Source organism: Janthinobacterium saanense (assembly GCF_014200675.1).
Classification (GTDB): Bacteria; Pseudomonadota; Gammaproteobacteria; order Burkholderiales; family Burkholderiaceae_D; genus Janthinobacterium.
The window spans coordinates 48,158-60,897 of sequence record NZ_JACHCI010000029.1; the positions used below are offsets into that span (position 1 = coordinate 48,158).

At 66.6% G+C, this 12,740-nt stretch carries 5 protein-coding genes; all 5 read left to right on the plus strand.

Features of this window, described 5'->3' with window-relative positions:
• Positions 1-203: 203 nt before the first annotated feature.
• Positions 204-371 carry a hypothetical protein gene (locus HDE72_RS26015; protein WP_183748141.1) on the plus strand — a complete coding sequence of 56 codons (168 nt, stop codon included), beginning with the start codon at positions 204-206 and terminating at the stop codon, positions 369-371.
• A gap of 208 nt (positions 372-579) precedes the next feature.
• Complete coding sequence (locus tag HDE72_RS26020; RefSeq protein WP_183748143.1) at positions 580-7,734, plus strand: hypothetical protein; 7,155 nt, start codon at positions 580-582, stop codon at positions 7,732-7,734.
• Positions 7,735-7,879: 145 nt separating this feature from the next.
• Complete coding sequence (locus HDE72_RS26025; protein ID WP_183748145.1) at positions 7,880-9,196, plus strand: TolC family protein; 1,317 nt, start codon at positions 7,880-7,882, stop codon at positions 9,194-9,196.
• 28 nt (positions 9,197-9,224) lie between these two features.
• Positions 9,225-11,354 carry an ATP-binding cassette domain-containing protein gene (locus tag HDE72_RS26030; RefSeq protein WP_221291409.1) on the plus strand — a complete coding sequence of 710 codons (2,130 nt, stop codon included), beginning with the start codon at positions 9,225-9,227 and terminating at the stop codon, positions 11,352-11,354.
• Positions 11,351-12,520 carry an HlyD family type I secretion periplasmic adaptor subunit gene (locus tag HDE72_RS26035; protein WP_183748147.1) on the plus strand — a complete coding sequence of 390 codons (1,170 nt, stop codon included), beginning with the start codon at positions 11,351-11,353 and terminating at the stop codon, positions 12,518-12,520. Before HDE72_RS26030 ends, HDE72_RS26035 begins: the two co-directional genes overlap by 4 nt.
• Positions 12,521-12,740 lie beyond the last annotated feature (220 nt).

The following is a 12,740-nucleotide window of genomic DNA, read 5'->3' on the forward strand; positions in this document are numbered from 1 at the left end:
ATAATTATTTCTATCACATCCATCCATCAATAAAATTTGACAATAATTAGACTGAAAAGCAACAACTACACATTTGATAGCCAGTGGCTTTCAAAAAGAAAATCATGAAAACAAGACGTCCTTCCCCTTGATTCAAAAAAATAATCGCGCCTTCGTGACAATTCGTGATTATTTCTGTTCGCAAAGCTTGACAGAATATAGTCATGGAAAATGATCAAAATGAAATTGAAAGTTTCAAAAACGAAACTATCATCATAGTGAAGGCGCAAGATGACAATAGGAACAAAAGACGTCATGGCCAGGTAGCGGAAAGTGCAGCAGGCGTCTCGCACAGCAAAGAAAGGCGAGATCGGAAATTAATTCATAAATGATATTTTTATATTTTAAATCCGCTGTTCTTTTCATTCAGCGTTTTTTTTACAAATATGTTTTACTTGCCACTAAACACATCAGCAAGCTTGCAGTACCAGAAAACGGCCCAAGCCATGCCGGGAAATACCAGCAAACGAATTTATATTTAATTAATTTTTAATACATTTAAAATTCAACAAGACACCTGCCTCTATCGGAGATTCTCAAATGGCCACCACCCCTACACCAGCAGCAAGCCCTGTCAATCCAGCCAACGCAGGCACCACGGTGCAAGCTGGCAACACAACGGCGCGCGCTACGCAAAAAACAGACAAAACAAAACGTGGCGATGAAGAAGAACTGGTGCAAGGCTTCAACGCCGACCAGGCCATGCCTCCAGAAAACGTAGTCGAAGTTAACGGCGAAGCCGGTGCCGATGGCGCGGCTGCCGCCGCAGCGGCGCTTGCCGCGGCAGGCTTGGCCAGTGGCGGTAACGGTGTCGCGGGCCAGGCCAGCGGTGCAGCCGACCTTGGCACACCGCAAAGCGATAACAACACGGCTGCCGGGGCTGGGGCCGGCGTCGGAGCAGGTGCTGATGGCGCAGCCATACCAAGCGGCCATGTGGTTGACGTAGCCGGTGCAGGTGCAGGTGCAGGCGCTGGCGCTGCCGCCGGTGGCCTGACCGGGCTCGGTGGATTGGGTATCCTGGGCGGCCTGGGCCTGGTGGCCGCTGCCGCCGGTGGCGGTGGCGGCACGACAGCAGCTACCGGCGCAGGCGGCAGCGGCGGCGGATCCGGCACTGGCGGCACGGGAGGTACTGGTGGCGGCACCGGTGGCGGCACCGGAGGTACAGGCGGTGGCACAGGTGGCACAGGTGGCGGCACTGGCGGTACGGGCGGCACGGGCGGCTCGACAGGCGGCCAGGGCGACGGCAGTGGTACTGGCGGTACGGGTGGCACAGGCGGTACCGGGGGCACCGGAGGTACAGATCCAACACACACTTCCGTTGTCACCACGATTAGCGATGCGGCCGTGCTGGCTGCCGCCGCAGCCCTTGCTGCGGCCAACAGCGCGCTGGCAGACGATGCCGCTGCCGCCACGGCAGCCGCCCTCGCGGCAGCAGCGCAGGCAGCCGCCAATTCGGCAGTCACCGATGATCAACTGGCAGCGCAGGCACAAGCCGCCGCTGCCGCTGCACTGGCAGCAGCCAATTCAGCCGCCAACGACGACGCCCTCGCCGCTTCTGCCGCTGCCGCTGCCGCTGCCGCACAGGCGGCAGCAGTCGACGCGACCAATGCAGACAATGCGGCGGCCCAGGCCGCTGCTACGGCAGCGGCCTCGCTGGCCGCCACCACCTCGGCGCAAAACGACGATGCTGCGGCAGCCGCTGCGGCCCAGGCGGCGGCGCAGGCGCATGCGGACGCCGATGCCGCCAATGCCAAGGCCAATCTGACGGATGCGAATGCACTCGACGCCGTCGCCGCAGCGGCCGATGTCGCGGCAGCCGCCGCACAGACGCAAGCCAATCTGACAGATGCCGCCGCACTGGCGCTTATTTCCGATGCCGATGCCGCCAATGCAGCAACTGCTGCAGCTCTGGCTGCGGCCACCGACGCCGACGCCCTGAGTGTCGCACTGACCGCCGCCGTCCAGGCCTCCGCGGCAGCCACGGCGCAAGCCAACCTGACCGATGCGGCAGCGCTGACGGTCACTGCGAATGCAGATGCCGCCGCCGCCGCCGCGGCACAAGCCACCGCCGACGCGACCGATGCGAATGTGCTCGATGGCGTCGCCAACGCGGCGGTCATCCTCGCTGCCGACGCCGTCACGCTGGCCGACGCCACCGATGCCACCGCACTGGGCCTGGCGGCAACCACCGCCCAAAACGCCGCCGATGCGGCCAGCGCCCTGGCCGCGCAAACCGATGCCGTGGCGCTGACTGCCGCAGCCGATGCAGCCGCCGGCGTCGCCGCATGGGATGCCATGAACGCCAACGCCACCGACGCGGTGGCCTTGCAACTGGCTGCCGATGCGGCCACCACGGCAGCCACCGCTGCTGCCACAGTGGCGGCGGCGACCGACGCCACTGCCCTGGGCCAGGCCGATACCGCCGCGCAGCAGCTGGCCGCCGCCGCTGCAGCCAAGGCCGACCTGACGGATGCCGCTGCACTGGCGGCCGTTTCCGACACCGACGCCGCCGCCGCGCAAGCGGCTGCAACGCTGGCTGACGCCACCGACGCCAACGCGCTCGATGCGGCGGCAGCCACCGCCGCCGCCAATGCGGCAACGGCCGCCGCGCTGGCAGCCCAAACCGATGTCCCATCCCTGCAAGCGGCATACGACACGGCCGCTGCGAACTCGGCTGCTGCAACGACGCAAGCCAACCTCACCGACGCAGCAGCCCTGACGGCGCAGGCCAGTGCCGATGCCTCCGCCGCAGGGACGGCGCAAGCCACCGCCAACCTGACCGATGCCTCAGCCTTGGCAGCAGCGGCCGCCACCGCCGATACGAATGCCACCAATGCGCAAAACGTGGCCGACATGACGGACGCCACAGCCCTGGAAGCAGCCTATGACCAGGCCGTTATCAACGCGCAAAATGCGCACAACCAGCTCACCCTGCTCGATCTGAACGTGGCAATTGGCACCTCCAATAACGATGCCGCCGCCGCCGCGTTGGCTGTCAACGCTTCCGTCCTGGCGGGATTGGGCGCGACGCCCGATATCAGCCTGTTGCAATTGGCGGTCAACACGGCGCAAACGGCGGCCAACACTGCCGATGGCGCCGTACCGGTGAATGCGGCATTCCTGATCACCGATGCACTGGCAAAAGCTGCCACAGCGGCAGCGGCACAAGCCACTGCCGACCTGACCGACGCCACTGCCTTGCAAAATACGGCCACTCAAGCCACCAGCGCCGTCGCCAACTGGGCAATCAATGGCGCGGCACTGCTGGCCAGTGCATTGACGGATGTAACGACTGCGACTGGCGTGGCCAACCTGGCCAATGCCACGGCTGCACTGACCGATGCGGTCACCCTGGGTGCAGCATCCACGGCAGCAGCCACCGCCGCTGCCGCCGCACAAGCAGCAGCCGACCTGACCGATGCCAATGTGCTCGATGCCACCGTCACCAACGCCAGCAATGTGCTGGCCAGCGTGACCGCGACAGCCAACCTGACCGATGCCACGGCGCTGGGGCTGGCCTATAATCTGGCGGCCGCAGCGGCTACCGCTGCGACCACCGCCGCCAACGGGGTGGATGTGGCAGCGCTGACGGCCATCTCGAGCGCCGATGCACTGGCAGCTACCACAGCCGCCAATATCGCCAACCTGACCGATGCCACGGCGCTGGGCCTGGTGTCATCGGCCGATGCGCTGACGGCAGCTACCTTGCAGGCCACCGCCAACCTGACCGATGCCACCGTATTGAGCGCCGTTGCGACTGCAGCCACGGCCGCTGCCACAACCGCCGCTACTATCGCCAACCTGACCGACGCGGTAGCACTGGGCACGGTATCGAGCGCCGCCACGGCAGCCGCCAACGCGGCAGCCGCTACCGCCAACCTGACCGATGCCACCGCGCTGGGCCTGATCTCGACGGCGAATGCCGCCGCCGCCAGCACCTTGCAGGCAACCGCCGACCTGACTGACGCCGCCGCGCTGGGCATCATATCGGCTGCCGCCACCACGGCTGCCAATGCGGCTGCCGCTACCGCAGCCCTGACCGATGCCGTGGCCCTGGGCACCGTATCTACCGCCGCCACGCAAGCGGCCAATGTGGCTGCCGCCGCCGCCAACCTGACCGATGCCGTGGCCCTTGGCGTAGTCGCTACCACCAATGCCGCAGCTGCCACGGCAGCCCAGGCCACGGCCGACCTGACGGACGCGGTGGCCTTGGGAGTGACGGCCACCGCCAATGCAGCGGCCGCAACGGTAGCCGCCACGCTGGCTGGCCTGACCGACGCAGTCGCGCTGGGCACGCAACATACGCTGGACGTGACGGCTGCTACCGTGGCCGCGACCAAAGCCGCGCTGACCGACGCTGCCGCGCTGACGACGGTCGCCAACAACGATGCCGCGAACGCCGCCTCGCTGGCCGCTTATTCCGCCGCCCATCCGTTCGACCTGGTGGCGGCGCTGGCCTCCACCACGGCGGCCACTACCGCTTCGCTGTCGCACGCGGCGGCAGTATCGGCACAAAACGACGATGCGGTAGCGGCCTCGACCGCCGCCACGGCAGCCGCCTCGCTGGTGGCGCTGAACAACGCCCTCGCGGCCGACAGTGCCGCCACGGCGGCGGCCACCCTGGCCACCACCTCGCAAGCTGCCTATCTGGCGGCGCAGACTGCCGACGCGGCAGCGGCAACGGCACAGAATCTCGCCGCCACCTCACTGACAGCATACCAGGCAGCACAGGCTGCGGATGCAGCGGCAGCGTCGACCGCCGCCACGGCAGCCAATGCCCTGGCCGCACTGAATTCGGCGCTGGCAGCCGATGCCAATGCCGCCACCACCGCGCTCACGGCGCAAAATGCACTGGCGGCACTGAACTCGGCACTGGCCGATGATGCGGCGGCGGCAGCAGCGGCGATCGTTGCCGCCACATCGCTGGCGGCAACGCAAGCGGCGCAGGCAGCCGATGCAGCGGCAGCCAGCACCGCCGCCATCGCACAACAGGCATTGAATGCGCTGAACTCGGCGCTGGCAGACGACGCCAATGCTGCCAGTACAGCCATTACCGCCGCCAATGCACAGGCTGCCGCGGTGGCCGCCATTGCCGCCGATACGGCAGCGGCAGCCGCCGCAGCCACGGCCGCCATCTCGCTGGCCGCCACCCAGCACGCACAAGCCGACGATGCTGCTGCTGCCGCCGCTGCCGCCGTAGCAGCCACCTCGCTGGCCGCCACCAATGCGGCGCAAGGTCTGGTGACTGCCGCTACCAACGCAATTGCCGCCGCCAACACGGCGCTCAATAACTTTAACCATGCCGTGGCAGACGATGCGGCAGTAGTCACTGCCGCCGCCAACCTGGCTGCGGCACAAACTGCGGCAACGGCAGCACACGCTGCCGATGCTACCGCGGCGGCAGCCGCCGCCACCGCAGCGAGCGCGCTGGCAGCCTATCAGGCTGCGGTGAACGACGATACGGTCGCGCTGAATGCCAATAACATCCTCGCGGCCGCTAATGCCTACCTGGCGGCGTTGCAAAGCGGCGATCCGCTGGCTAGCCTGCAGGCAATTGCCACTGCGGCCCAGGCAGCTGCAAGCAACGCAGCCAATGATGACCTTGCTGCTGCAGCAGCTGTGGCAGCAGCACTGACCGCACAGGGCCTGGCGGCAGCGGCGCAAACAGCGCAGGCTGCCGCACAGACTGCCCATGCAGCACTGCAAGCAGCGGTAGATCATCTGAGTATCGGCCTGAACGTGGGCGCGACAGCGGCGACGGCACAAACTTCGCTGAACGCCGTCGTCAATATCCAGTTGCTCACCAATAACGCCGCGCAAGCCGACGCCGCCGCCGCCCAGGCGCTGGCAGCCTGGAATGCCGCCAAGGCAGACGACGCGGCGGCAGCCCAGGCGCATGCCAACGCGACGGCCGCCCATGCTGCTGCGGCGCAGGCGCAGGCAGACGATGCCGCCGCCGCCCAGGCGGCCGCCACGGCCGCCGCATCGCAAGCCGCCGCACAAGCGGCTGCAGCGGACGACGCCCACGCCGCCCAGGCTGCCGCCACGGCCGCCGCGGCCCAGGCTGCCCTGCAGGCCGCGCAGGCCAACAATACGGCTGCAACTAGCGCAGCAGCGGCCGCAACAGCGGCGGCGCTGGCCGCCCAACAGGCCCATGCCGACGATACGGCAGCCGCTGCCGCCGCCACCAAGGCCGCCCTGTCGCTGGCCGCCACCCAGGCTGCGCAAGCAGACGATGCAGCGGCCACCGTGGCTGCCACCAACGCCGCCAATGCGCATGCCGCCTACCTGGCTGCCGTGGCCGACGACGCCAGTGCCGCCACCCTGGCGGCGGCAGCCCATGTGGCACAGGATGCAGCGACGGCGGCCCAGCAGGCCGATGCCACGGCTGCCGCTTCTGCTGCCGCCGCCGCCGTCGCCCAGGCGGCCGCCATCAGCGCGCAGCAGGATGACAACGCTGCCGCCGTCGCCGTCGCCAACGCCGCCAACGCCGCCGCAGCCTACCAGGCTGCGCTGGCCGCCGATGCCGCCGTCGCCACCACGGCTGCTGCCGCCACCGCTGCGCAGGCAGCGGCGCAAGCAGCGCACAACGACGACGCGGCCGCCGCCGCGGCTGCCGCCCAGGCGGCAACCTCGCTGGCAGCGGCGCAACATGCGCAAGCCGACGATGCAGCCGCCGCGCAAGCGGCCGCCAACGTCGTCACCGCGCAGACGGCCTACAACGCCGCCGTGGCAGCCGACAATGCAGCAGTAACAGCCGCCGCTGCCGCCGCTGCCTCGGCCGCGGCAACCCATGCGGCCCAGGCCGACGATGCGGCAGCCGCGCAAGCAGCAGCCCTGGCTGCGCAGGCACATGCGAATGCCGCCTCCGCCCATGCTGACGATGCGGCGGCTGCCCAGGCCACCGCTGCAGCGGCAGCAGCCGATGTAGCGGCAGCGCATGCCCAGGCGATTGCCGACCAGACCGATGCCCATGCACTGGGAGTGGTCTCGGATGCCGACGCCGCAGCAGCGGCCCACGCCCAGACGATTGCCGACCAGACCGACGCCCATGCGCTGGGCCTGGCCGCCGATGCGGCCGTGGCCGCTGCGGCAGCCGCCGCCCACACCGCCGACCTGACCGATGCCCATGCATTGAGCCTGGCCGCCGATGCGGCAGCGGCGGCAGCAGCCCAGGCGCAGGCGCATGCCGACCTGACCGACGCGCCTGCGCTGACAGTGACCGCCGATGCCGATGCAGCAGCGGCGGCGCATGCCCAGTTGATCGCCGACCAGACCGATGCTGCCCATTTGCTGGCATTGAGCCAGCAAGCGCTGAACAGCCCTCAGTTGCTCGATGGTTTCCATATCGGTGCGCCTGCCGCTGGCGGCGACGTGATCGATCTGTCCGGCATCGCCAACCTGACGCCTGCGGTAGCGGTCGGCGTGAACCTGCATACCGACTTTGGCGCCGACAACCTGTTCATCTTCGATAGCACGGCCGTCTCCATCCACGACGCCGCCTCTGCCATCGCAGCCGACAGCAGCGTCTTGTCGGGTCAGGGCTACATCGTCATCGCCGATGCGCAAAACAATGGCGCGGTTACCGTCTACCACTCCAGTGATCTCAGCAACGCCCATGCCATCGATACGGCGTTGGTGCTGTTGAGCGGAGTGAATATCACGCAGCTGACGGCGGCCAACTTCCATGTCTGACCATCTGGCCAGACATCGGTAAGCACGACGGCAATAGCTGGCAAGGGGAGCGTGTCAGAGGAGCGCGCTCCCCGGCCAGTACCAGGGATCGGCGCTGGCTGCCGACCATGAATGACCTGCAGGCCGCGAGGCCGGAAATGCACGGATGAGATTACGCAGTCTGCCAGCATTGCAACACTCCCGTACCGCCTGGTCCGGGTTCCTGCCATCGATCGCGGCCGTACTGGCGGCCGTGATGATGGTTTCTGCAGCACCCGCTGCGCGTGCCCAAGGCGCCACTGCCTGGACCTTCGACCAGGTCTTGCAGCAGGCGCTGCAAACCCATCCCACCATCCAGGGCAAGCGCTCGGCCCAGGCGGCCGCGCAAGCCGACCTGGAAGGCGCGCGCTGGCAGCGCTATCCCAGCGTATCGGCGGAAGTGCCGACCGGCTCGCCGGACGCGGGCGGCGTGGTGCGCGTCGAGCAGCCGCTATGGAGCGGCGGGCGCATCAACGCCGGTATCGACGCGGCAGGCAGCCGGCTCGATGCAGCCGGTTCGGCCATCGAGGAAGAGCGTTTGAGCCTGTCGCTGCGCGTGATCGCTGCGTACACGGAAGCGCTGCGCCAGACGGCGCGCATGCGTTCAGCCGAAGAAGGCCTGGCCGAACATCAGCGCCTGCTGGAGATGATCAAGCGCCGCGTGACGCAGTCGGTCAGTTCGCAAACCGACCAGCGCCTGGCCGAATCGCGCATGTACCAGGCCGCCAACGACGCTTCGAACGTGCGCCAGGCGCTGGAAAACGCGCTGGCGCAGCTGTCGCAACTGGTCGGCAAGCCCGTGCGCGTGGTGACCGGCACCGGCATCGGCGTGGCCGAGCCGCTGCCTGACGCCACGCTCGACCTGGTGCTGCGCCAGGCCGTCGCCTATTCCCCTACCCTGCGCCGGCTTGACTTTGAAGCCCAGGCGGCCGACTCGGATATCGCCGTGCAGCGCTCGGCCTATATGCCCAAGGTCTTGCTGCGGCTGGAAAAAACCACTGGCAGCATCAATACCGACAACCGTCCGCGCGCCATGCTGGTACTACAGGCGCAACCGGGCGCAGGCCTGTCGGCCAAAGCCGGCGTGGATGCCGCCGTGGCCAAGCGCGAAGGCGCGCGTTCGGCGCACGACGCGGCCGAACGCGACGTGCGCGAACGCTTCACGCTGGACTGGAACGAGGCCGAAGCGAGCCGCCAGCGCCTGGGCAATGCGGGCGAGGCAAGCACCACCTCGACCCAGGTTTTCGAATCGTATGCGCGCCAGTACGTGATCGGCCGCAAGACCTGGAACGATGTGCTCAATGCGGTGCGCGAAGCGACCCAGGCGCAGTTCGCGCTGGAAGACACGCGCGCCCAGGCCATCGCCGCCAGCCTGCGCCTGGCTGCCGAGACGGGCACCCTGGCCGGCCGCACCGCGCCCATCGGCACGGCACGCGGCAATTGACAGCAACGAAACAATTACAGGAGACAGCGTGGATACCTCCATCAAACATGGCTTGCTGACATTGATCGACCGGGCCGCGCGCCTGACAGGCCAGCACACGGCCGCCGCCCGCCTGGCCGACCTGCAGCGCCAGCTGGACGAAGTGAACGAAGACATCGGCCCCAGCGCCGTGCTGAGCACCCTATGGCTGGCCGCCGGCCTGGAAGGCACGGCGCGCACCTTGCACGACCCCACGCCGGGCGAACTGCCGTTTGCGATTTACAGCCCCAGCACCGGTTGGGGGCTGCTGCAGTCGCGCGGCGCGGACGGCGCCTGGCGTGGCGAAGGCGTCGACGGCCGGCCGCTGCAGCTTGAATCGCTGGCCGGGCTGGCCTGCGTGGGCCTGCCCCGGCGCAGCGCAAAGAGCGGCGCCCAACCCGGCGCGCTGGGCCTGGTGCGCGACGCGCTGTGGCTGAAAAAAAGCGTGTTTGTCGACGCCGTGCTGGCCACCACCCTGGTGACCATGCTGACCATGGCCACCTCGCTGTTTTCGATGCAGGTGTACGACCGCGTGATCCCCAACCAGAGCTTCAATACCTTGTGGGTGCTGGTGGTGGGCGTGGCGCTGTCGATCATCCTGGAATTCATCCTCAAGCAGGTGCGCAGCCGCATCGTCGACCACTCGTGCAATGAAGTCGACCACGATCTGTCGCAGTGGTTCTTCCAGCGCATGCTGGGCATCCGCATGGAAGCGCGTCCGCCATCGGTGGGCACCCTGGCGGCGCAGGTCAAGGGCTTTGAAATGGTGCGCGGCGTGCTGACCTCGACCTCGCTGTTCGTGCTGACGGACGTGCCGTTCGCGCTGATCTTTTTGGCCATGATCACCATCATCGGCGGCTGGCTGGTGGTGGTGCCGCTGATCGCCCTGCCGCTGGCCCTGATCTGCGGCCTGATGTTCCAGCGCGCCATCCAGAACCATACGCGCAAGAACCTCAACGCCAGCAACCGCAAGGCCGGCTTGCTGGTCGAAGCGGTCGATGGCGTCGAAACGCTCAAGGGCAGCAGCGCCGAGTGGATGATGCAGGCGCGCTGGGCCGAACTGGTGGCCGAGACCAGCCATGCGGAACAGAATATCCGCGACTATGCGGCCCTGTCGCAAAACATCACGGCCGCTTTCCAGCAGCTGACCAATGTGGCCCTGATCTCCATGGGCGCCTGGTTCGTGGCGGAAAACCAGATGACCATGGGCGCCCTGATGGCGTGCACCATCATCAGCAACCGCGCCCTGATGCCCATCGTGCAGCTGCCCGGCGTGATGGTGCAATGGGCGCATGCGCGCGCCTCGATCGACGGCCTGGAACAAGTCATCACCTTGCCTAACGAGGCCGACAACGCCCAGTTCGCGCTGACCCCGCGCAGCCTGGAGACGGGCTTGCGCTTCGAGCGCATCCGCTTTACTTACGGCGGCGCGCAGAAAGTGGCGCTGGAAGTGGACAACCTGGCCATCCGTCCCGGCGAGCGCGTCGGCCTGGTGGGCGCCATCGGTTCAGGCAAGACCACCCTGCTGAAACTGGCCTCGGGCATGTATCTGCCGTCCGAAGGCAAGGCTTATCTGGGCGATGTGGACATGGCGCTGCTGGCGCCGCCCGTGGTGCGCGAAATGATAGGCTATTTGCCGCAAGAGACGCGGCTGTTCAGCGGCACCCTGCGCGACAACCTGCTGCTGGGACTGGCCGACCCCGGCGAGGAAGTGATACTCGCGGCCGCCAAGCGCACCGGCCTGATCGAACTGATACTGGGCCAGCCACGGGGACTGGCGCTGGCGATTACAGAAGGCGGACGCGGCGTCTCTGGCGGCCAGCGCCAACTGATCGCGGTGACGCGGCTGCTGCTGGCCAAGCCAAAAATCTGGCTGCTCGACGAGCCGACCGGCGCCATGGATGCCAAAACGGAATCGCGCATCGTGGCCCTGCTGGCCGAACTGGCAGCCGAAGGCGTGACCATGGTCGCCACCACCCATAAAAACGCCCTGCTGCCCCTGTTGGACCGGCTGGTGGTGCTGCAGGCCGGCCGCGTGCTGCTCGACGGCCCGCGCGACGCCGTACTGGCCAAGCTGTCCGGCAAACCACAAGCCGTACCACCGGTAGCAGCAGTGACCGCACAGGGAGCCGTGGCATGAGCGACACGAAGCAAGTGACAAAACAGGAAACAAAGCGTGGCCGCGTGCTGATCTGGAGCTGCACGGCCGCGCTGGCGGGCGTGATCGCCTGGGCTTCGTGGGCGGAGCTGGACCAGGTCACGCGCGCCAATGGCCAGGTGATCGCCAGCTCGCGTAACCAGGTGATACAGGTGGCCGACGGCGGCGTGTTGTCCGAACTGCGTGTGCATGAAGGCAGCGTGGTGAAAAAAGGCGAATTGCTGGCGCGCTTCGACCGCACGCGGGCCGAAACGAGCTACCTGGAAAGCACCGCCAAGGAGGCGGGCCTGAAGGCGGCCGTGGCGCGCCTGCAGGCGGAAGTGTTTGGCGGCACGCCGAAGTTCCCCGCCGAACTGCAAGCCTTTCCGGAATTTCGCGCCAACCAGCTGACGCTGTTTAATAAACGCCAGGGCGCCGTGCAGCAGGAAGTCAACGCGCTGGAAAGCGCCATGAAGCTGATCAAGGAAGAGCTGGAAATGAACTTGCCGCTACTGGAAACGGGCGACGTCAGCCGTGCCGACGTGCTCAAGCTGCGGCGCCAGGTGGTCGACATCCAGGCGCAGATCACGAACCGGCGCAACAAGTATCTGCAAGACAGCCAGACCGACCTGGTAAAAGCCCAGGAAGACCTGGCCAGCGTGCAGCAAACGGTGACCCAGCGCAAGGAGCAGCTGGGCTCGACCGATATTTACGCGCCCACCGACGGCATCGTGCGCAATGTACGCCTGACCACCCTGGGCGGCGTGGCCAAGCCGGGCGAGGAAATCCTGCAGATCGTGCCCACCGACGACGACCTGATCATCGAAGCCAAGGTCAAGCCGGCCGACATCGCCTTCATCAAGCCGGGCCTGCCGACTGCCGTGAAGCTCGACGCCTACGACTACGGCATTTACGGTCGCCTGCGCGGCAAGGTCAGCTACATCAGCGCCGACACGCTCAGCGAAGACAACAAGGGCAATGAACAGCCGTACTACCGCGTGCAGATCAAGACCAGCGGACGCAACCTGGTCGGCAAGAACGGCCTGCCGATCCTGATCCAGCCCGGCATGACGGCTACCGTAGAAATCAACACGGGCCATAAAACCGTGCTGCGCTATCTCACCAAGCCGATCACGAAGACGTTTTCGGAGTCGCTGGGGGAGCGCTAGGCGCGGCAACGCCGAACTCCTTGTTTCAGCACAATTCATCCGTCATTTCGCCGCTCTACACTGTCCAGTCTGGCCAGCAAGGAGCGGCGATGGTCTATCCCAAGATTCCTTATGTAAGTGGCAGCAATAGCGCGCTGCTGCAATGCGACCGCAGCAGCGATGCCATCGTGCGCATCCGGCCCGAACTACCGGGCAATGTGATCGTCATCCACGGCGTCAA

Coding starts and splice junctions, on each gene's coding strand:
- HDE72_RS26015 (WP_183748141.1), top strand. CDS start 204: ATGGAAAATGATCAAAATGAAATTGAAAGTTTCAAAAACGAAACTATC.
- HDE72_RS26020 (WP_183748143.1), top strand. CDS start 580: ATGGCCACCACCCCTACACCAGCAGCAAGCCCTGTCAATCCAGCCAAC.
- HDE72_RS26025 (WP_183748145.1), top strand. CDS start 7,880: ATGAGATTACGCAGTCTGCCAGCATTGCAACACTCCCGTACCGCCTGG.
- HDE72_RS26035 (WP_183748147.1), top strand. CDS start 11,351: ATGAGCGACACGAAGCAAGTGACAAAACAGGAAACAAAGCGTGGCCGC.